14 protein-coding genes are annotated in these 22,391 nt (G+C 59.7%); 8 read left to right on the forward strand and 6 right to left on the reverse strand.

What is annotated here, in order from left to right; genetic code table 11:
* Positions 1 to 38 precede the first annotated feature (38 nt).
* Positions 39 to 479: a hypothetical protein gene (locus tag B7495_RS06110; RefSeq protein WP_151199542.1), complete on the reverse strand. Its 441-nt coding sequence runs from the start codon at positions 477 to 479 to the stop codon at positions 39 to 41.
* A gap of 939 nt (positions 480 to 1,418) precedes the next feature.
* Between B7495_RS06110 and B7495_RS18765 the strand changes: the two genes are divergently transcribed.
* Positions 1,419 to 2,384, forward strand: a complete 966-nt coding sequence (locus B7495_RS18765; RefSeq protein ID WP_151199543.1) for a hypothetical protein — start codon at positions 1,419 to 1,421, stop codon at positions 2,382 to 2,384.
* A 118-nt stretch (positions 2,385 to 2,502) separates the two neighbouring features.
* On the opposite strand, the gene B7495_RS06120 is transcribed toward B7495_RS18765, so the two are convergent.
* On the reverse strand, positions 2,503 to 3,402 hold the full coding sequence (locus tag B7495_RS06120) for a hypothetical protein (protein ID WP_151199544.1): 900 nt from the start codon (positions 3,400 to 3,402) through the stop codon (positions 2,503 to 2,505).
* 327 nt (positions 3,403 to 3,729) lie between these two features.
* Here B7495_RS06120 and B7495_RS06125 point away from each other — a divergent pair, with 327 nt between their 5' ends.
* Positions 3,730 to 4,404 (forward strand): hypothetical protein, encoded by a 675-nt coding sequence (locus B7495_RS06125; protein ID WP_088455794.1) that lies wholly within the window; start codon positions 3,730 to 3,732, stop codon positions 4,402 to 4,404.
* A gap of 89 nt (positions 4,405 to 4,493) precedes the next feature.
* Here B7495_RS06125 and B7495_RS18770 read toward each other — a convergent pair whose 3' ends face one another.
* Together B7495_RS18770 and B7495_RS06130 are read right to left on the reverse strand one after the other, a co-directional pair.
* The gene (locus tag B7495_RS18770) at positions 4,494 to 5,066 is read right to left on the reverse strand and encodes a hypothetical protein (RefSeq protein WP_151199545.1); all 573 of its coding nucleotides are present in this window, start codon (positions 5,064 to 5,066) and stop codon (positions 4,494 to 4,496) included.
* A 92-nt stretch (positions 5,067 to 5,158) separates the two neighbouring features.
* Positions 5,159 to 5,707 (reverse strand): GIY-YIG nuclease family protein, encoded by a 549-nt coding sequence (locus B7495_RS06130; RefSeq protein ID WP_088455795.1) that lies wholly within the window; start codon positions 5,705 to 5,707, stop codon positions 5,159 to 5,161.
* A 488-nt stretch (positions 5,708 to 6,195) separates the two neighbouring features.
* Between B7495_RS06130 and B7495_RS06135 the strand changes: the two genes are divergently transcribed.
* Positions 6,196 to 9,177, forward strand: coding sequence for a DEAD/DEAH box helicase (locus B7495_RS06135; protein WP_168195290.1), 2,982 nt, complete (start codon positions 6,196 to 6,198; stop codon positions 9,175 to 9,177).
* A gap of 101 nt (positions 9,178 to 9,278) precedes the next feature.
* The gene (locus tag B7495_RS06140) at positions 9,279 to 10,394 is read left to right on the forward strand and encodes a hypothetical protein (RefSeq protein WP_088455797.1); all 1,116 of its coding nucleotides are present in this window, start codon (positions 9,279 to 9,281) and stop codon (positions 10,392 to 10,394) included.
* Between the two features lie 122 nt (positions 10,395 to 10,516).
* On the opposite strand, the gene B7495_RS06145 is transcribed toward B7495_RS06140, so the two are convergent.
* Together B7495_RS06145 and B7495_RS19045 are read right to left on the reverse strand one after the other, a co-directional pair.
* The gene (locus B7495_RS06145; protein ID WP_205748716.1) at positions 10,517 to 10,744 is read right to left on the reverse strand and encodes a hypothetical protein; all 228 of its coding nucleotides are present in this window, start codon (positions 10,742 to 10,744) and stop codon (positions 10,517 to 10,519) included.
* 393 nt (positions 10,745 to 11,137) lie between these two features.
* Positions 11,138 to 11,329, reverse strand: coding sequence for an IS3 family transposase (locus tag B7495_RS19045; RefSeq protein WP_168195291.1), 192 nt, complete (start codon positions 11,327 to 11,329; stop codon positions 11,138 to 11,140).
* A gap of 194 nt (positions 11,330 to 11,523) precedes the next feature.
* Here B7495_RS19045 and B7495_RS06155 point away from each other — a divergent pair, with 194 nt between their 5' ends.
* The 4 genes from B7495_RS06155 to B7495_RS06170 all read left to right on the forward strand — a co-directional run bounded on the left by B7495_RS06155 (position 11,524) and on the right by B7495_RS06170 (position 22,292).
* Positions 11,524 to 15,339 (forward strand): hypothetical protein, encoded by a 3,816-nt coding sequence (locus B7495_RS06155; protein WP_151199548.1) that lies wholly within the window; start codon positions 11,524 to 11,526, stop codon positions 15,337 to 15,339.
* Between the two features lie 394 nt (positions 15,340 to 15,733).
* On the forward strand, positions 15,734 to 16,135 hold the full coding sequence (locus B7495_RS18775; protein ID WP_151199549.1) for a hypothetical protein: 402 nt from the start codon (positions 15,734 to 15,736) through the stop codon (positions 16,133 to 16,135).
* 680 nt (positions 16,136 to 16,815) lie between these two features.
* A complete protein-coding gene (locus B7495_RS06165) occupies positions 16,816 to 20,658 on the forward strand; it encodes a GTPase (protein ID WP_088455802.1) in 3,843 nt (1,280 codons plus the stop codon).
* Positions 20,655 to 22,292, forward strand: coding sequence for a GTPase domain-containing protein (locus B7495_RS06170; RefSeq protein ID WP_088455803.1), 1,638 nt, complete (start codon positions 20,655 to 20,657; stop codon positions 22,290 to 22,292). The genes B7495_RS06165 and B7495_RS06170 overlap by 4 nt, the downstream gene beginning before the upstream one ends.
* Positions 22,293 to 22,391 lie beyond the last annotated feature (99 nt).

Below are 22,391 nucleotides of genomic sequence, written 5' to 3' on the forward strand. Positions count from 1 at the left end.
AGCGCACGGCGCGATCTCTGGCGTATAGTCCGGCGATGTCAGGCGGGACAGGCCGCGGCGAGTACCTCCGCAATCACCGGCGAGACTTTCGACTCGACGAGGTCAGGGTTCGCCCACGAGGGCTCATGCACATCTGGATTTGCGGCGTTGAACGACGCCACAAAACTCGGAGTAAATCCAGTTTCGAAACTCTCCACATCCTGGCAAGCGACGTCGAGCACGGAATCGGTCAACAATTGCTTAGCAGTGAGATCGACGCGTCCACCGTCAGCCCAGTAGCCCCACGAGGTGTACCCCGCCTCAAGGATCCGGCGCGCCTTTTCGAGGTCGCCGGCCTCGGTAGGCTCGGGCACTTCGACAGGAGCCAAGGCTGCGGAAGCGGGCCCTGCGGAACCAGGCGCTGCGCCGGTGACGGTGCAACCGCATATCCCGACAAGGGAGACTGAGGCCAGTGCGAGGGCGACTGCGATGCGGGTCATGGGTGGTCCTCTGTGGATGGGGAGAGAGAGGCTCAATGAGTTTGGGCCACCATTGTCAACCGTACAGGCGAGCTTGCACTTCCGGGGTGGAACCGCGGTGTACCCGGGCTTGAGGGCAATTCGAACGTACGCTCTAATTGGATTATGGGAGCGAACAAGAGGTACCCGAGTGGCCCGCACCCGCAAACAGCAGTGTTGGCGGATAGCCTGAAACAGGTCAAACCGAACTACGCTAGCGAGTTCACCGCTCAGCCGTTTAGCCTTACTGCGGAGGAGCTGGGGCGGTTACCGGTCACGATGGCAACCGAACCTATTCCAGTCTTGGCGTGGGTCAGATCCCCAGCTATTCCCACGCATATCCAGGGTCGCGCACTGGCATGGACGCCGCGCGCCGTCTATGTCGAGTGGGAACACCGCGGGGTGCATCGCGCATGGGTATGGGCCTCAGCCGTCGAACAAGGTGGTCTGGCTACCTAGATCACGCGGGCACACCGACGTGCGGAAACTGTAGCGAGAGTTGGGCTGCCTGCGTCATCAGTCGTTTCCCCGATATTCGCTGTCACGGTCGGGCTGTACTTTCGGGTGTGGCGATGCCCTGAGGCGGTGATGGCGCAGATGAATTCGTGGGAGATTGACCTGGCCAGCCGACTCGGTTGCACCGGGCATTGTGGTGGCTGCGCCCTGTTATCGCACTGACATACAAATTCTGCAGTGTTCCGCAGGCCAGCGTCCGAAGCTCAATCAGAAGGTTGTTGTCGGCGCAACTTTGCCCAATCGTCCGCATGGTTCACCTTCGCCGCCGATCGGCGGCCCTGTTTCCAATCGGCATCTATGGTCCTGTTTTCAGTCGGCGCTAACAGGGTCGACGTACTTGCGGTGTTCGTGCATTGTCGGAGGACGCTCTTACACTCGGGATATCAAACGAAGGGCATAGCCGCAATGACACAAACACCGGAAATGATCTACTGCCTCCGGGGCGCCCGCGCTTGCCAAACACATCGTGTTTCCTATCGCGCCTGGGAACGCTACATTAACGCAGAGCTGGCGGCGTTAACGGAGAACAAGGATCCGGTTCTCAACGAAGCAATCATCACCGGCATTTGGGGGCAGGACGTGGCTTCCTCTGCAAAAGCCAGCTGCCATTGTGGCTGGGGTGATTGGACTGTTTCGGAGCGGGGAAACGACGCGGACTGGTTGGCCTCCTGCCTTTGCCAGGAAGGACGGGCTTTGAGGGCCGAGCACAAGCCAAGATACGCTGCCGCCCACTGGAAGCAGACCCCCCTGGCAGCCTTTTCGTCCCGAGCGATCGTGCACGGACAAGCGATGGATTGGCTTCTCGCCGTTGATCCCGCCTGTGACGCTGAGCACAGCATTGCAAGCTGCAATGCGAATCACCCACGTTTCTATCGAGACACCGACCAGAAAAGTCACCTAGCGGGACCTCAGATTCTGGCCTACAGCCATAGTCCTGGTAGAGAGGAGGTCCGTGAGATAACCGTCATCAACGACGGAAGCTTCGACGTCAATGTCATCTGGGACACGAACGACGTCAATAGGACGGGTGCCCGGAAGGAGCCGAAGAATTTCCCCATCTTCCTGGACACGACGTACTTCCCAGTGCGCATGACCGCTGATGTACTCAACGGCATCGCCAAGATACTGCCGCGGGAGAAGGCCGTGAGTTTGACCGCCGACAATCGTGCCACGCTTCGAGCGATATTCGAAGCAATGTGGGTCAGAGCGGGGACCCCGGAAATCTCGTCTGCAGCCGAGTCCTGGGTGCGTCAGGATGTGCGAGATTGCATCCGAACGTCGCGGCACGAGCTTGTCGATGAAGAGCCGCCTGCCGAACACGACTTCCAGAGTTGGAAGGATTACGTCGGGTCGGCGCACGAGACCGCTTAACGGGCTCACGGGAATTCAGAGTGCGTCCCATGCCACTGCCCGGTTTGCAGGGCGTCCATAAATCGAGCGCGCTCTCAATGAGTTCGAAAGGTTCCGCGGTAGTGAGATCCAGGCAATATCACGACGAGGGTTGAGTGTTGGTCCCAAGCCGGAGATACCGCGGGGGCATTTTTGGCTTGAGCCGCGCTTCGTCTTCGGCGAGTCTGCGAAGCTGTTCCGAGAGGGCAGCGGTCGGGGCGTACCCGTTAGTGCTGCTGAGCAGAAACGCCTTTGCTGCAGCGATCCGATCTGGGGTGCGCCAGACGCTCTGCCAGCCATCTGTCTCTATAAGCTGTCGTGCGACGACGCCTAGATCCGACTCGATCTCAGCGTATGCACCGATAGCGTTCACGCCCGCTAGCTCTACGGCGTCGCGAACCGCGCCCAGCACGAGCTCAGGGTCATCGTCTTCCTTGAGCAGGCCGGCGGCGAGACGCGTCGCGAGGGCCTTGCGGCCGCGAGTGCCTATACCGCGAACTGCGGGGAGTGCCTCTATCCCTTCAGCGAGTTCCCTCCGTCTGGCCCACCTCGCGGCAACGTCTCTGGACCGGTTCTCCCTATCCCGTTCCTCTTGCTGGCCCTGCAGGTCACCTATTCGATCGCTCCACTCGGGAGTAGCCATATAGAGAAAGCTTTCGCCGGCAGCGACCCAACGAACGTACACGCCGTCGAGCTCGCCGTCATATTTCTTGTAGTTTTTGACCTCGGGCTCAAGTGCCGCACTTTCGTTTTCTTCGCTCACCTCGGAGATGAAGTCCTCGAAACTGAACTCCGTTGCGTCGATGGAAAGGAACGGCGCGTTCATCGCTCTTGCAACATCCAGCGCTTCGCCGAGTCCCACCTGAGCACTGACGAAAATAACGGTCGGTTCGGTACCGAAACTGGCGCTTAGGACTGGGAGGCCGCGTTCGCGTGCGCCGGCTCTCGCATCCTTGAGCACATGCGCCATTTCGGGTCGTGGCGTGTGTTCGATCGTCATGGCATGACTGTACCGACTTTCCTGGCGGGAGCAGCCTGGGCGCCTGATATGCGGTGGTGGCCTGGTGTTTCTCGATCGGTCCGAACAAAGAACGCGGTCGTCCCTAGACATGGGGCATGGACTTGAATCGATTGCTGCACCGCGCTGTCTTGACTGTCTGTCCACCTGCAAAGCGGCGGTTGCCCCGAGCGTCCTCACTGGGCGTGCCCATGCTGCCGCATCCCGCTTTTCAGTTCATGATGCAGGCCTGACGACGCAGCCTGGTCTGCGTATGTTCTGAACGAGCTGGCGGTCGCAAGCTCGCGGCGCTCCCGATACCGTTGTGAAATGCCAACGCTTAACGAGATACCTGAAGAGTTTCGGCTCAACTACTTCATGGGTGACATCGTCATCAGTGACAGCTTCGCCGAGCACGAGGCGCGAGTGATGTGGAACACACTACGAACTGCTGAACTTGTGAGCGGTAGGCGCCCCGAAATGTTCGGGCGGCTTCTGCCGGGGCTCCACGAAGCGTTTGTCTCGCCGAGAGTGCCCAAGGAGCTTCGGGAGATCGCCGTGTCCTTGATTGAAACGACGCGAAAGTGGCACAGTTACAGACGCGACTTGGTTCACGACCTGTTGACTGTGGGTTGGGGACGAGGCGACGACGTGCACTCCGCGCTCGGGAAGCATCCGCCGCGACCAATGAGAGAAATAGTGAAGTGTGCCGCGGAGCTCCGGAATTCCGGCTATCGGCTCCGGGGTCTCTGTATCATTACGCCGTATTGGATTGGCGGGACGGGCGATGGCTGGGACGATGCGGAAGGGTTAAGGTCGTGGACGCGTGTAGCGATGGGCCATATTGCGGATGTTCCCGGGTCCGTTTTGGGAACTGAGGGGCCTGCGCCCGAGCCGCCGGGCGGATGGGATGCGATCGTCGCCGCCGCCAACACGCAGCGCGAGGCTGACGACGCCCGCCTTGACGACTACCAGATAGAAATCAACCAGGGCGACAAGGGCTGAGACGAGCACGCCAACGAGGAGTCATTCCGGCCATTGGGAGATCTGGCCCCGTCACTTTCCCCGGAGTAAAGAACTCTCGGCTGTGAGAGCTAGCTTTCCCCAACTAGTGAGTGGTGTGCTTCTTCAGAAGCAATACCAGAATCATTCGCCTCATTGGACCTTTCGTCGCGCTGTCCAATGCTTTTGCCGAGGAGGTCGAGGCTGAGTAGGTCAGAGAGGTTTATTGACGTAGCCAAGGTTGTTTCATAGTGACTCGTATGAAACGCATAGAGGATCTCGTTGAGTCGCTCACGATTTTCGTCGCGAACTAGCAAGCGCACGCGGCCAGCTGCTGAGTTGTAGTCGACGTAGTAGATGCTGAAGCTAGTTAGCCCCGCCGCACGATTCGCTTCCACTTGATCGGCGGCCTGCTTGGCTGCTTTCGCTACCGAATCGAGCAATCCAAGGTAGATCGGTAGCTTGACATCACGATCCGCCGTCTTCGTGTCGTGTGTAAGTCGACTAGCCTCCAACGAAACACGGGAGGCATCAATGGCAGAGCGAGTCTTGTCCATCTCCGCGTTCTTGCGGACGGTGTACCAAGCCGCCCCCGCTCCGAGCAGTATTGAAACCAGAGGAAGCACGAAGCCGGAGAGGAGAGAGCGCCAATCATCAGAGGTCATACCTGAGCCTAGGCCGCGTTCCATCAGTTGGTGTGGCTGCGCCAGGAACCTTCGATCTTTCGCCCCGCAGGGCTCGTCGAGCATCAGTCGCGTTACACCAAGTCAGCCGCCGCCGAGGCAATCTGACGGCACAGCACACGTAGATCGTCGAGTTCAACCAGTGCCAAAGAATTGCCGTCCAGGTTGAGCAACGGCGTGTACTCAAGGATGAGTGCCGTCTCGGTGGCCGGCACGTCGCTACTCGGCAACGCCCGCCAGCTCACCTCGAGGTTGACGTTGATCCACTGAACGATGGAACCCCGGTCGGGCTTCTCGAAGGTGAAGTTGTACTTGTTCACCTTGTTCGCGAGCGAACCGGCCCGCGGGCGGAACCCCAGAACGGCTCCGATGCTGCGGAAGAAAGTGCCGTGCCCACGACCTTGGAGTTCGTTTCGGAGCATCCGGTCCTTGAGCGACGTTGCCTTCCCTATATAAATCAGGCGCGACGAGCGTTCGCCGAGTAGTGACTCGAATGGTTCCGGCAAGGTGGACCCGATGCGGAGTCGAATGGCGTAGAGCCCGGGGGAGGGCGGCACGTCGGAATCGATGGACGCGGCGGGACGGAATGAGGCATCGTCGACGAGTTCTGCAGCGATGGTCACAGCTGCAAGCTTAGGCGGAGGGGTCAGACGTCGAGATGGAAAGAGTCGAGCAACGACCCAGACGCTGAGCGCCCCTAGCTCCGACGCAGAGTTAGCGGCACTTCTTCCGCGCCGCACCGCCCCGTCTACGAGGTACTCTGTGCCGCCTTTAGCTCAGCGAGTCTTTTGCTCGCCTCCGCAGCCGCCCGCTCTGCCTTCTTCAGTTCGCGTTCGGCGCGGACGGTGCTTTCGTCGCGCATCCCCGTGGCCACGGCGATGCGGGCAGCAGCATCCTATTCTGGCACGAGTCTCTTGAGATTCTCGACTAGGAAACGATCGCCCGTCATGTCGTTGTTGCCTACAAGGCGCCACCGGTGACTGCCGTGGAAGCAGTCGCCAATTCGCTGGCTGCGCGGAAACGGGCGAGAGAATTCCTAACGTCTAGTAGCCCGTGTACGAATATCTCCGACATAGTTGGCATGTGCGCGTCAGCGCCAGTGGGGGGAAACGTGTCACGTTTGGACATTCCGGTTCGATCTACGCTTTACGACTTCCAGCTCGACGCGGTGGAGTCCGTCGAGAGTTTCCTGGACGCAGACGAATCGCGCGGGAATACCTTCATAGTCTCAATGCCCACGGGGAGCGGCAAGAGCGGAGTCATTGCATATGTCGCTCAGGACCGGGTTGGTGATGCGGGAGACGTGTTGCTTCTTTGTCCGTGGGACGCCCTTGTTACGCAGCTCAGCGACGACGTCGGCGCTCGTTTCTGGAATCACGCCGGGGTCGATGCGTCGTCCATGCTGGCGCCAGTTCGCCTATATCCCTCAACCGCCCGCGGTGAGATTCAGTCTGCCGAAAAGCCCACGATCTGGATCATGACGTTGGCGGCGCTTGTCGGGATGGCTGCCGAAGACAGGCGGAGCCTTGAGGCGCGCCTGCAGACTGTCATCGTTGATGAGGGCCACTACGAGCCTGCACCTTCATGGGCGCAGGCCGTGCGAAAACTTGGCAAACGCACCCTTCTGTTCACCGCGACACCGTTCAGGAACGACGTCAAGTATTTCGATGTCGCCGAAGGAGATAGTTTCCACTACTCGGCCAGGGTGGCCATAGAGTCCGGGAGGTTGCGTACCCCGGAATTTCACTCGATTTCTGTGGAGACACCTCAGTCATTTGTCGAGCAGCTAACCGCGTTCGTCGAGGAGAATCTGAACGACGCTGACAAGATAATCGTTCGTTGCGCAACTCAGCAGGAGATCAAGCGCGTCGTTCAACTGCTCCAGCGAGCCGAACAATCCGTGCTCGGAATACATGAACGCTTTACGGCGGAGGATTCATCAGACGGACTTGTCGCGAAAGTTCCAGCGACGCATGAGGCTCGATATTGGGTGCACCAGAACAAGTTGATAGAAGGCGTCGACCATTCGGAATTCCGTTGCGTCGCGCTATATCGACCCCCGAGAAGCGATCGAGCTCTCATTCAGCAGATAGGTCGAGTCTTGCGCGGCGCGCACCAGAACCCTCGCGCCTTAGTTCTCGGAATAAGCGGCGATGACCTCCGTAGAGTTTGGGACGCCTTTCTCTCGTACGACTTCCAGAATGACTCGTCTGTGTCTTCAATTCGCGGGATTCTTGGGCTCGCGTCCGGCCGCCATTTCTACACGAGCGGCACATTTCGATTGCCATTGGACATCGAGAACATCGATCCCAAGGAGCTTCGGGTCCCACGCTCATTCACTGTGCACGAACTTCCGGCGTCCGCCACTGATCCGACCAGCCTTCTACTTCAAATGCTCGATACGAGTATTGGAGAAACCGACGGCGAAAAAGTTGGAAGCCCAATCGCAGGCGAGTGGACGCGGCCTGAATCCCCGCCCATCGCCTGGGTGGCACAACTCGTTTATGTGAGCGAACAGTCACCGATCCTCGCGCGGAGCAGCTTCAACGACTCGTCCCTTGCACTCGCATTCTTTGCTGTCACGGGATCGCGCGTGTACGCCCAACCCGCTGTCCGTCTCGATTTCGTCGGCAACGGCTTTCGGACGGTGTCTCCAGACGTTCTCCGGTCAGCGTTTGCCGAATCTAACGGAACGTTTACGAGCGTGTCTCTGAAGAACACGGACTTTTCTTCCACGGCCGAGAGAACGCGAACGCAGACTGCCGTCTCGTTGTCTGATCTCGCCCCTGATCTTGGCGACTACTTCAAGTCTCCGAGCACAATCACTGGAACCGTGAGCAACGTTGCTCTTGATGGAGAGAAGTACGGTTCGCTTCGCTACGTCGGTTTTTCAAAGAGCCGTATCCGTGAACACGGGCGCGTGTCGATCGACGAATGTCTTAATTGGCTGGCACAAATCGAGGCAGCGCTCCTTACGCATGCCACCAATGTTGACCACTCAATCTTTTCGAGGTACGCCGAAATCGTTTATTGCGGTGATCCTGTGGCGCAGAATTTTCTCCTCGACCTAGATGCCGCCACGATGAATGAGTACGTGGGGACAGACGGTATGCCTCTGAATCTGACTGATATCTGTGTCGATCTCGTTTCTGATTCGAGTCTCAAATTGTTCCGGATGTCGGACAACGAAGAATTTGAATGTTCGCTTACTTGGTCGGGTCGACGATACGAGTTTGCGAGCGTCAGTCTCGACTCGGAGTTCTCAAGTCCTGTTTCTCGATATGTCTCACTGTCAGCTGAGATCTCTGACAGACAGGCTTTTCGCCTCATCGTGCACGACCGACACTCGCCGGATGAACTCATGCAGTACGTCGATGCGCAGTTCGTTAGACCAAGAAGCAGCATGGCGCTTAGTAGCAAGGGGAGCGGCGTGGCTCTAGACGGACTGCTGGTTGGGGCTGCCCTTAGCGCCATAACCTCAGAGAAGGGCAGTGCAGTAGACGCCAGCACGTGGACGCAAGGAAGCATGTTCCGGCTCATCTGCGAAGAGATCAAGGCCGGCACCCTTTTCGGTGAGCGGATATCGGCGGATTCTCTCGTGGTTTGCGACGACGATTCGGGAGAAACTGCTGATTTTTATGTAGTCGATGGCACCAATCGTAAGCTGATCGCAATCCATGCCAAAGTCAAAGCGGGCAACGGGGGAAGGGGCGCATCTGGTCTCCACGATGTTGCAGCTCAAGCACAGAAACACCTCGGCACGATGCGACCTGGCGGTAGGGGCTTCGACCGAAAGAAGATGACTGCTCGGTGGGAGAAACGCTGGACTCTGCTCGAGGGCAGCAAAGTGCCCCGGATTCAGTCAGGGCACGATGCGGCGACAGCGGCAGCTCTCGTGTGGAATGCGCTCCGTGATCCGTCCTATGAACGTGAGGTCTTGATCGCAACTGCAGGGATTCTAAGCAAGAACAAATTCATGCCGTCCGCGAGGCGAGGAACACCTCAAGCGCTGCAAGCGCTCTACCTAATCCAAAGTGTCTGGGCTTCTGCCGGAGCTGTGGGAGCGCGGCTTCGTATCGTTGTGAATGAGTAACGCGTCTTCGGCGACCAGGTCGTAGCCGCAGCGCTCTTGAGAGTCATGTGTAGGGCTTCGTGCGGATCACGGGTGTCGCACGCCGCCACTAACCTGCTGATGTGGCTATCGAAGCGAACCCGAACGACATCCCTGACAACGAGCAGGGCGATTCTGACGGGGACCTCGACGGCATGGACCTCACGCCGGAGCAGCTCGAAAACATGCGTCGCGCGCTCGCCCGTCTGGAACAGACAATGATCTCCAACATTGACTTGTCCAAGTTGACGATGCCGGAATCGCTGATCGAGAGCGTTGCAAATGCCGCAGGGCTGATGGCCGCTCAACGGGATCGGCTGCAGGCGATGACACAGCCGCTGATCGAGGCGAACAAGCGCGTACACCAACAGATGGCGTCGTTCGTCAGCACCGAGGCGCTCAGGAACATTGCGGCGGCCCAGGCCAACTTCGTCGCCTACACCGATCAGCTGACCCGGAACATTGACTTCGTGGGAATCGCTGCGAAGATCGCGGAGACCTTCGCCCAGCAGCAGTGGGCGCTGTTTGCGAACCTGGGCCCGGCGATGGAAGCGATGCGGGCGAACTTCTACCCGCCCAACCTGCGGGGAATCGCCGGCCTAAAGATCGGAGCCGTCAATGAGGTGGTCATGACCGACGGCATCCCGCTCTATGGGCTCCCGCGAGCGTCCGTTGCCGAGGCGCTGACCCGCGCCACGGACGCTCGCGAACGCCGCGACATCCTCGCACGCAGATGGAAGACGATCTCGGCGGATTGCCGGGAAGTAGTTACAGACTGCGTCTCCGACGCAGTCTCCCAGTACGCCCCCGTCGCGCTTGCGGCTCTGGATGCCCTTGACGCCGGCCATGCGGCCCCCGCGCAGGCGTTGGCGGGCTCGCTCATCGACGCTATCGTCACCGATTACTTCGGCAGCGATCGGTACAAATACACACCTAACAAGAAGAACCCGACGACCGCTGCGTACGATGAGTTCACGATCCGGGAGTTCATCGCTTTCGCGCCGATGTGGCAGGCCTACCAGCAGTTCTTCGCCAGCAATGGCGACAAGGTCCCGGCGACCTTCAGCCGAAACGCCACGGCGCACACGGTGAGCCGTAGGCAGTTCAGCCGTCGCAACGCCGTACAGGGCCTCATGCTCGTGTGCAGCCTGCTGTACCGCATCGAGGAAGAAGCATCAGCCGCCTCTTCTCGTGACTAGGCCGCGGCAAGGCCCTGACGCCGGCGGGTGCACAGCAGGTCCGCACGGCTGGACGGCCTAAGTTTCGTGATCCTGCCGTTGGTGCCGTCGTTCAGGTCGAAGTTCCTCCCACTGACGAGGGCTCAGCATTTGTGTCCCCATTCATTCGGTGCTTCGATCTCGAGACTTTCAATTGCCAAGACTTCAGTGGTCCGGCGAAACGTCGAGGCGATACCCGGCAGCTGCAGATCGACGATGAGGATTAGATCTCGTCCGACTTCGCACTTTCCCATGAAGAGGATGTCGATTTCAGCATCGTCTTGACGAAGGGGGCGATGGGTGCCCGCCGGTGCAACGCGGCAGATCGTCATTCGGTCCAGATTTATGACCTGCTGGGAGCCAGACCGTGTGCGAATGAGGTACATGCCCGACGTCACGCCGGAGAGACTGTTAGTCAAACTCAAAGTGATCCTCATCTCGGGGACTCCTGCAGGTCGGGTCCGTCGCGTATCGGCGTTGTGTCTGTCGGTGTGCAGCGTCCATGGTCCGAAGGCGTATGGGCGATGTTCCTTCAACGGTAGGAAAGGGAGGACATCGGATCAGCCGACTCAGGGACAAACGTTCAGGCCTTCATCCACTTGTGGCGTTGGTCTGTGCTGAGCGAATCGCGCGGTCTTTACTTGCCTCGTAACTCCTTGTCCCGATGCTGGCGTCGGAAGGATGGGGCAGTGTCGCAGGTCGGGTCTAACCTTCTGCCATGGACATTAGTCGATGATGGTGGTTGTCTTCCATTTCTTCGGGCGAATCACCGCCAATCCCAGGTGTTTCATGGTGGCGGCGACGGTTTTGCGGAAGATGACCTCCCCGTCCGCGCGCAGGTCGGCCAGGATCCTCGGGGCGCCGTAGACCTCGTCGGAATCGCCGTGGAAGAAGGCGACTCTCTGTTCGATGTGCACCCGCCGGATAGATGCCGGCGACGGCGGCCGACCAGCCAAGGCGGTAGCCGGACCGGGAAACCTCGAGGAGGCGGACCATGCGGGTGCCCGTTGTGGGGGTTCGCTTGTTATTGTGATGGTTCCTCGCAGGCACCAGAATATCGCTCGGCATTGTTGGCGATTCGCGGGGGAGTTAGATCATCCATATTCGATTGTTGTCGAACATTCCAGGGCTCGCTCGTACCGTCGGAATTGTTTCCGCGACAGCTGTGCTTGGTGCGCTACTCACCTTTGTTCCTCAACCTGTGTTCGCGGCAACGTGCACCATCTCGGGCACAGCGGGCAACGACGTGCTGGATGGCACTGCCGGTGATGACGTCATTTGTGGCGGTGGCAGCGACGATACGATCAGCGGCCTCGGCGGCAATGACACACTTCTGGGTGGCCTAGGCAGCGACACGTTGTACGGCGGCGACGGGAGCGACGTCATCGACGGAGGCGACGGCAATGATGTGATCGAGGGCGGGTCTGGGAACGATGTCGTCACTGGAGCCTTGGGTACGGACGCTATCGCGGGCGGAGACGGCGATGATGACCTGAACGGTGGTAATGAGAGCGACACGATCACCGGTGACGAGGGCGCGGACACAATAACTGCGGGCACTGGTGCCGACACGGTAGATGGTGGCGAGGGAGCGGACCACATTACCGCCGGGGACGGTGACGACCTGGTCGATGGCCGGGGTGGCAGCGACATTATTCTTGCTGGCGACGGAGCCGACACGGTCAACGGCGGTGACGGCGACGACAATATCAGCGGCGGCAACGGCAACGACACAATCAACGCCGACACTGGTGCTGACACAGTATCTGGTGATTCTGGCGAGGACCGGATCAGCGGCGGTGACGGCAATGATGTCATTGGCGGCGGGATACAGAACGACCGATTGGTCGGCGACGCTGGCAACGACACGATCACAGGTGTAACCGGGGCGGACTACATAGATGGTGGAGCGGGAGACGACAACCTAGACGGTGGAAACGACGCCGACTCCGTCACTGGCGGTGACGGCACGGACACGCTCAGCGGTGGATTTGGAATCGATACACTCGACGGCGGCAATGGTGACGACCAGCTGGACGGCGCCGGGGAAGCGGACACCCTTCTCGGTGGCTATGGCGCAGATCACATCATCGGCGGCTGGGGTGATGACACGCTCTCTGGCGGTCCAGGTCCCGACTCGCTGGATGGTTCCGGGGGCAACGATAGCTGCGACGGCTCCACGGGGGTCAACACCTTCGCTGGCTGTGAGACGCAAACACAGGATCCCGGGATCGACCCGAATCCGAACCCAACTCCCGGTCCGACACCCGAGACCGACCCCTCAACATGGGTGGACACAGACCAGGACATCATGCCAGACGATGTCGAAATTCGGTTCGGGTCTGACCCACTCCTGTCCGACACAGATTCAGATGGCCTTTCTGACGACCAGGAATTCCTGGCTCTCACCACCCCAGCTGTAAGCGACTCAGACGACGACGGCATCAGCGATTTTCTCGATGACGAGGACTCAGACGGATCCACAAACGGCAACGAATTCGCACTCGGTACCAACCCCATCGCTGCTGACACTGATGACGATGGCCTTACCGATAGCCAAGAAGCGGTCCACGGAGCGAACCCGCTAGTCGTTGACACGGACGGCGACGGACTGACCGATTCACAGGAAGTGAGCGCTGGCACCGATCCGACTCTTGCTGATTCTGACGGCGACGCCGTGGCCGACGGCGAAGAGGTCATCGAAAAACTCCTCACCTTCCCAGAATCCGGCGCAACGCTGGAGTTTTCGGGAATCATCGGAGCGGCAGCTTCAGTCGTGCTACAAAGCCCGGCCAGCTCGCAGTTCGACGGGATCGAAGGGCTCTACGCGCCGGCGGTGGAAGTAGTGGCGGACGGGCCTATCTCCGGAACACTCACCATTCCATTTGAAACTGAAGGAATACCTGAGTACGCCCAACTTGGAATTGTTCATTTCGACAAAGAGACACAGACCTATGACCGACCCCCGGTTCAAACCATCGACATGGAAGCCGGGATCGCCACCGTTGCCACCGACGACTTCTCTCCGTTCTTTCTCGTAGATTTCGATACCTTCTCAAGTGAAATGCATACCGACGTCCGGAACCCGGACGACGAGTACTTTCCGTGGGGTTACTACAGGCCTGCTGACATCGTGCTTGCGTTCAATACTGCTGATTCTCTCGCGACGAGCGACCCCAACAACCTAGTAGAACCAGCAATCAACAATTTCATCGACGACATGCCGGCCGAAACCCGGTTCAGCGTTATGAACTACGCCGCGTTCAAGACTCTGGGGTTCACATCTGACAAGAGCATCGCGAAGACTGCAATTGCGAACCTCGACGACAATACTGATCTGCCGGCTACAGAATGCGATCGGCCGGAAAGCGCAACGGATCACACTCACCTTTGGTGTCTGTTGCGGACGGCATTCGACGCCTACGAAGTTGGCCGCCAGAAGATCGTGATCGTTTTCGACGACGGCACCGTCGAACGAAATGATAACTGGCGCTCCCGAATCCCAATCTACGGAGCGACACACAACGGCTACGACGTCTATGGCATTGGTCTCGGGCCCACCCGTGACGATGACACGTGGGATCATGCCGCTCGCTCTGAGAGCGAATGGAACTCAGTTCCAGTGGCGGACCTGGACGATCTAAACGTTGTATTGCAAGAGCTGGCAGACGAATTCCGTAGTCGAGAGATCGTCGCTGACTCTGATGGTGACGGAATATCTGACTACTTAGAAAGGGTCGGCTATGCCACGTCTCTTGGGAAGAGTATTGCAACTGATAGTCGCAACGCGGATACGGACGGCGACGGTCTCACTGACGGAGAGGAAATCGGCGGATTCATTACCGATAGTTCCTATGAGTTTGGAGGCTCGGGCAGCTATAAGCCCACCTCAAACCCTCTTAAGAAAGACAGCGATGGCGACGGGCTAGGTGATGCGCAGGAGAGGGACCTTGGAACCCACGCCCTACTCAAAGACTCCGACGGAGATTCACTCTCCGATCTGACCGAGGTTGAGGAGGGGTTCGATCCGACTCTCGGAGACGCCGATGAGGACACCTTCTGGGACGACAAGGAGAAGGCGGACGGTACCGACCCGTTCAGCTATGACTTTGATGCTCTAGGCCAGGCGCACGCGGGGTTCTCTGGCCTCGTTTTCGGTGACGCGTGGGATACCGACTGGGCACGCGCGTTGAACGTAACGGTCAACGTGGCGTCAAACGGCTGGTACCTCATCGGGCAACTGGGATCCGGGTACCTGGTGCTCGGCGACATTCGCGACATGATCTACGGGGTTGGCACCGGTCACTGGCTTGACGCTGGTGGTGCCTTACTCGGGGTGGTTCCGGCGGTCGGGGATGCTGCCCGAACAGCGGCAACAGTCACGAAATTTGCTTCGAAGAGCACAATGGCTGTTACCGCTGCGATACCGATCGCCAATGCGCTACCTCAGAATATTGCGGGGGTGGTGAAGCAGGCGCTGGCCGCAAGTCCGATAGCTCGTGTGGCTAGAGACATCGACATCAAAAACCTGCATGTCGACCCACCGGCATCGAATTTCGATATTGCCGGTGAGACATGGACCTCTGGCGCCGTGCGGATTGGCCGCGACGTTACTCAAGCCCGGTTGTTGGACGAAGCCTTGACCGAACTGGTGCGTCTAAAGAACTCTGGTTCTCAAGTCGACGACGTGCGGGTAAATCAGCATCAGGTGAACATCGCTGGCGAGAGGGTAGGGATCAATAGACCTGATCTGCAATATACTTTGGACGGAAAACGGTATTACGTCGAATATGATCGCCCACGCTGCGGGAACCCTTTGGTAAGTCGACGAGGCGATGCTCACGCGCATAGGTTGCGCGCCAATGACCCGAGCATCGACTTCGCGCTTCAGGTCGTACTTGTGCTTGCTGGCGACCGATGCGAGTAGTTGTCAAACAGAATTTGGGAGTTCCTAGTTGAGTATTACATCGCGGGAAAAATACGAGCGTGAGCTCTTGCTTGGGGGACGATGGCTACCCGTAACCAAGAGCGTTTTGTTTGTGAGGGCGCCTGTGTCTGAAGCCGTTGATGAGATTATGAACGGCGTGCGCGGGCAACATGTCGCTAGACACTACGGGTCGCCGCTTCGTAAACGGCCCGTTGCTGGAGAGTCCCTAGCCGAACTCTTAGCTGGCCTCATACCGCTTGAAAGCCCAGAGGGCCGCCGTTCCCTTTTCATCCAGACGGCGAACCCCGAGTGGACGGCAATGTTTACGTCCGCCTGGCGGGGGCAGGATGCCCATTCGGCCATGGTGTGGTTCGCAAACGGCAGTATCGAGACCGTGTACATCACAGATACTCCGCACGACCCCAATCACGCCGCCTACCGGAGTTCCTATGGCGCTCGCCTGATTGAGATGTATGAGATACGAGAGTCGGATGTGACCATCGGGCACGCACTAGGTGTCCGAGCCGTCAACAAACGACAATGGGAAGTCGCGGGAGGACGGGACGAATTTCCTGTCGGCAACGTCTGGCGTCCCGAAGCTGTGCGGGTTCCTGATCGATTTACGCACGACCATTTGGTGCAGATGGCCGAGCGTTTTGGTCTCCGCCCCTTCGATGAGGACTTTTATGCCCCTGACGGCACCGGGATCATGGTTGAAAGAACCGATCCTGTTGAATGGGACCAGCGCCGTGCGACGCTGGCTCAGGCTCGAGGCGAGGAGCCTCACGACTCATAGCGCACGACCTTGTGGGACTCGTTGCGCCCTGCGTGTCAGGGGTGGGTGAGGCCCGTAGGCCAAAGCAAGTCCGCAGTTTGAATTGGGGCGAGAACAAGGAAGTCCCCGGTCATGTTCAGCCCGTCGTTGATCGTCATGCGCGACGATAGTTCAATAAGTAATAGGAGTCCCGGCGCCGGCGAATTCCCGCGTTCCTGCCACCCCGCAGAAGCCTGAGATCACTTTGATTTCGGTCACGCTGGTTCAAGATTCAAGAATGGTCACTCCTCTGCCTGTTTCAGGTCCAGCTCATCAGGGTAGATCGAATACGCGCAGGCGCGGTCCAGGTCTGGCATCACCAACTCAAGGGCAAGAAGGCCGAGATGGTGACGCTGCTCAGTCCTAACGACCGGCTGGCCGTATCATCCGTACCGTGTGATGGGCTGGCGGATTTCGGCCCTGGTGACATAACCGCGCATATCGGCCGGACCAAGTCTTGTTGAGTGAGAACAGTGCTCCTCACTCAACATCGTCTCGGCCCCATCGACGGGTCAAACCCCCTGAGTGCCACCGCATGTCGCGTCCTCGTCGCTGCGATGATGGCAATGCATCAAAAAAACCTAGGGGGATGCGTGCATCGTTCGACTTTTCTGTCTCTGCGGCTCGCCCGCTTGGTTCAGGGTCAGGGGACCTAGGTGCCCATGACCACCTCGGAGCAGCATGTGGTAGGAACTTCCAGAAGTGCTGCAGAGCCTGCCCTGACGAGCCTTACGGATGCCGTTGAGGGCGCCGTCCAGTCTGGCGCGGACGAGTTGGCGCGTCTGGAGGGGCTCGTGGCCGAGGCCGAGTCTCGGCTCCGCAATGCGTGGCAAGTCCTATCCTGCGGTCGCCGAGAAGAGTCGAGAGATGATGACGGGTTCTTCGCACTTCTTGACGGTGTCGTCGGCGACCTGAAAGACCGATTGAGCGAAAGTCACCGCGTCTCATCGACGTTTAACATAGTGTTTTTCGGCCGTACCGGCGCCGGAAAGAGCACGTTGCTTTCGGCGTTGGGCGGCCTGAACGGCGAGCTGGTCTCCTCCGACGGTCGTAGCGACTTCACGACGGACGTACGCGCCCTCGACTGGCACGGTTGCCGTCTGTACGACACTCCTGGGATCAACGGGTGGGGCAGGACTCGTCCGCGACCGGACCTTGAGAAGAGCGCGCGGGAGGCTGTTCAGGTCGCGGATGTCGTCTTGCTCTGCTTCGACAGCCAGGGTCCGCAGGCTTCGGAGTTCGGAAAGGTGGCCGAGTGGGTGCGCGCCTACGGGAAGCCGGCCATCGCTGTGCTCAACATGCGCAACATCATGTGGAGACACCCTGCGCGAGTATCCACGGCTGCTCAGCGCAAGGGGCTCAGTCAGACCGCGCAGCAGCACGCCGACACCATCGCGAGTGAGCTCGACGCGATCGGTCTTCCGGGTGTGCCTATCGTGGCCATCCACTCCAAGCGTGGACTATTCGCTCGCGCGTCGGTCCCGTTCGTGGGCCCCGCGGCCGGGGAACTCGAGCATGAAAGGGCCGTCCACGGGATTGACTATTTGGATCGGTGGTCAAACCTGCCCGTATTGGAGCAGCTGATATCGGCGTGCATTCTCGAAGGGGCTGGAGACCTCAAGCTCGCTGCTTTGCGGGAGGGCTTTCAGGTGCGGTTGAGGGAGCTGGCGGACGAGGTCGACCTTGTCGCCGATGAGCAGCAACAGCGAGGAGCGGTCATCGAACGGACAATCTCCGCTTGGTTAGACAATTTGGGCTACCCGGAACCGGCCGCTGAGGGAACCGATCTCCTCAGGCAGCTTGAGGCGGCTCGAGGCGAACCGTACACTGCGCCGGTCTTGGGACGACTACAAGGCCACGTCAGGCACTTGCTCAGATCACACCTGTATCCCCATCGGACCAAGTCTCTTCGTGCTGCCGAGACCCTGATCCTCGATGCGTTCGGCGATGAGCGGGTGGCGGCCGACAGTGAGTTCGAGGAACGTGTCTTCGACTCCAAAGCCCTAAATAAATCGCTTGTCGCTGTCGCCCGGCAAGCGGGCGTCTTCCTGTTAGCCAATCTGGGTCTCGCCGGTGCCGATGCCCGGATTGAACTCGAACTCATCGACCGTTTGGCCCCTAGTATCCGGGGGAACGCTGGCCGCGGGCTCCGCTGGGGCGCCAACGTTCTGCGAGCTCTGGGCATCTTCGGTAGCGCCGCCAGTGCGGCTCTCGGTCTTCTGGCGTTGACGAACTTCTGGAACCCCGCCGGATGGGTAGCGGGCGTCATCGTGGTTGGAGGCGGGGCGGTGAGCGCAATCCTCAACTTCTTCGGCCGCCGGACTCGCAAGGGCGCTGAGAAGAGGCGGGTTGCGGCTCGAGCCCACGCCGTTGCCGAGGCCCGGGCCACGGTGAACTCGTACTATGACGAGTGCGAGGCGCAGCAGCTGACGACAATATTGGCGAGGTCTTGGGAAAGCGCAACGCCACGGCTGGACGGCTTACTGGAAGAGGCGCTCCGCACACGTGTTGGTTGCGCGACAGTCACTTCAGAGGCCGGGTGGCTGCGGAGCCAGGCTGACGATCAACCGCCCTCCCCATCGTCTTCCGACGTGCTTCGACTCGCTGCACAGCGGGTGTTTGCACAAGCGAGCGGGTGGAATCCGCCGAATTTGGACGCTGTGCTTCTCGGCGAGGACTGGATTCTGAGTGCGGCAGAAGAAGAGGCATCGGACCTCTCTGAGTCCGACCGCCTCTGGCATGTCAAAGCTGCAGATAAGGATCGGTCAGCGTTCACGGCCTACCTTGGACAGGGTCATCTCCCGAGAGATTCAGAACGCATCGGCCGCTGGCTCACCCGCGCTTCGAGAGCAAAGCTTTTAGATCAGCGAGCACGCGAGGAACTGGAAGCTGCAAGGACACTGCTACAGACACCGCCGAATGTCGTGGTTTTAGGTGATTACAGTTCAGGCAAGACCAGCTTGATCAAGCGGCTTCTTACCGAGACCGGTGCTGAGACCCCAACGGGACTGAGCGTAGCGGCCGGGAGAGCAACGAACGCCGTCGGCCGATATTCCTATGGGTCTTTGGTTCTCATAGATGCTCCGGGCTTTCAGAGTGGCCAGGACGACCACGATGCGCTGGCCTTGAACGCTGCGCAAGACGCCGCGATCGTGATTGTGGTTCTCCATGTCAACCTCCTCATTGGCGACACCTCTCGCTTGGAACGGCTCCTCCTGGGTGACGAAGTGAGAGTGGGGAAGGCTCCCCGTACGGTGTTCGTGATCGGCCGGATCGATGAGGTCGGGGCTGATCCCCAGAGCGCGGCGCGCGAATTCCTAGGGCGGCGCCAGCGGAAGGTCGAGGAACTCCTCAGCATGCTCGAATCGCGTGGACTCGTCGTCGAGCCAAGCCGAGTGTTGCCAATCTCGGCCGACCCGTATGCGCTGGTTGGCGATCGTACTCCAGTCGTGAGCGCGGACTACGTCGCGACCAACCGAATTTGGGACGGAATCAGCTCGCTGAGCGAGCCACTTATTGCGCTCGAAGGCGACCTGCTGGTCAGGCATTCCGCAGGGGCAGCGCTGGATCGTGGGCGCTCGGCACTTCTGTCCGTCCGCAGTCGGCTTGTGCTGGATCGCGCCGACATCCAAGACGCGCAAGCGGCTTCGGACAGGCTCGAGCAGCTCATGGAGACATCTCTCGCCGAACTTCGACTGTTGATGCAGTCCATCGAACGGCGGATCGGACGGGCGGTCGACGACCACGCGAACGAGGTATTGGCCGAGGCGCTCGGCTCTGGCCCGGTTGAAGTCGCTGCGATGTCGAAGCGACTGAGGACGTGGTGGAACGACCCTCGACTAGACAGCGCGATTCAGGCGTTGCAGGGATCGGTCGACCGTGATCTCACCGACTGGTGGAAGCGTCATGCCTCCGAGTTGGATCGGGAACTCCGCCGGGTCGAGTTCGCCATGAACCGCGATGAGCTTCCCAAACCCGGCAACGGAGCGGGCGACGCCGTCGGCGCTGGAATGGGTGTAGCTGCTGGAATCGTTAGGGGCGCCCACGGAATCGGGAAGGCGCTCGGCAATCGTGACGCTGTCTACGCGATCGGAAAAGCCTTGGGCGCTAAGTTCAAGCCATGGGGCGCTGTGAAGCTGGGCGCGAAGGTTGGAAAGGCCGCTGCGGTGCTGGGAGTCGTTGCAGTGGCTTTTGACATCGCCGAATTTGTGAACGACAACATTCAGCAAGAGAAGCGAGAACAGGCTCGGAAGATGGCCGTCGAGCATGTTCGTGCGACGGTGCCCACCGTAGTCTCAGACCTTCTGACTCAGGTCGGCGGCCCGATTGAATATGGGAAGCAGAGCGAAAAGGACATCATCGACCAACTCACGCAACTGCGTGAGGAGTCGGAACAGCAGCACCAGTCAGCGCTGGAGATATCGCAGGGCCTCGAAGAGATAATTCTTCTTCAGGGGGCCGGCGCAGTTTTGGCTGAAGCGAACATAGAAAGGGTGATGACATGACACGAATCCCGTCAGAGGAACTGCGCGCTTGGATCGGCGAGGTTTCGGGAGATGAAGAAGTCGAGCAACTCGATTCGGCATGGGCAGAGTTCGCCGGACGCGAGCAGCCTGTCGCCACGCTGTTCGGGGCATTCGATACCGGCAAGAGTTCCATCCTGCGACGCCTCCTTGTGGATTCGGGACAGCCAGTTCCCGATTGGCTCACCATCAGCGCGCGGCATGAGACGTTCGCTGACCAACTCATCGATGTTGCCGGCTGCGCGATCCGAGACACGCCGGGGCTCTCTCCGGAGGGGCAGGACATTCGATCCCTCAAGAACTCGCGGGTCGCGCGCTCAAGCCTCGGGCTGACCGACGTGCTGATGGTGACTGTGAATCCGCAACTGGCGACCGGAGAACGAGACGAACTCGTCCAGATCCTCTCGGACGGATGGCCGACGTCCTGCGTCTGGTTCCTCATCTCTCGGGCAGACGAAGGCAGCATCGATCCCGCACTCGACCCAGTCGGATTCGGGGAGTGGGCGCAACGAAAGCGGGAAGAACTGCGGACGTCCCTGACTTTGGACAAAGGGGTCCACATCTATGTCGTTATCCCGGACTACGGGCAGATCGGCGCGTTCGAGACGCACCCGCAGCCAAGCATTTGGGACGTGTCACGTTCGTGGGATGGGATCGATGAACTTCGAGCGGCCCTCGTGGACCTCTCGGGCGGAGACCTGACTGAGTCAAGGAAGGGCGCGGAGCACCGTTTCTGGCGAGGCGCCGTGAGCGAGCGCTTTCCAGATGTTCGGGCGAGACTTGCGGACCTGAAGACCTCCCACGACACAGCGCGCACCTCGCTCGACAAAAAGAACCTGTTCCTTACTCAACTGGACTCGCTCTTCGGCGCTGCCCAAGTCTCAATCGAAGGGACAATTGAGGACGCGATCCGGCGGGTCCTCTCCAGCCCTCAAGTCGATGCAGGTTCGATCCAGCACGACGTTGACCCGGTGCTGGAGGAGTGGTGGCAGGAGCAACAGTCAGAACTACTGCGGATTCGGCAAGACGCAATTCGGGCGTTCGACCAACAGCGGGAGGGACGTGCGTGGAGCACATTCGAATCCCTCTATGCAACGCGTACCCAGCCTGTTCATGAAGACACCCGCGAGACGCGAAGCGTGACTGCTCGGTTCGACAAGCTCGGCGTCAAGGCTGTTGAGGGGCTTCAGGCGGCGGACGCCGTCCGCAAAGCCCATCGCGCCGTTAAAAACCCGTCCAAGGTCGCAGAAGGATCCGAGTCCACCCTCGACCTGGGACAGTTCGCCGGACTCGGCGCCGCCGCGCTTCCATTCCTCGTCGAACTCGCCGGAATCGTTGAAGAAGCGGTTCAGACGGAACGTGACAAAGCGCGCCAACGTGCCCGGCGGCACCAGGTAGAGGCCGAGGTGACTCGCATCGTGAAAGATGCGGCCAATAACGCCATGAAGAGACTCAGGCCCGACGTTGAGGAACTTCGAAAAGAGATCTCGGACCAGACCATCGGGGAACGTGAGGTCCGCGGTCTCGAGGCCGCGGTTGGGGCAGCTACCGACATAGTCGCCCGAGGCCACGCTCTGTTGTCGGCCCCCGATTTGCAGACAACGGCATCGCGATGAACGGGAGGTAAGTCAGATACATGCAACAGGAGGACACTCCGGAACAGCCAGCGGCTGCGGCGTGGCCACCAGGGCCAGCCAAGAGGGCCCAGCCGCAGG

This window comes from Cryobacterium sp. LW097 (assembly GCF_002205495.2).
Lineage (GTDB): Bacteria > Actinomycetota > Actinomycetes > Actinomycetales > Microbacteriaceae > Cryobacterium > Cryobacterium zongtaii.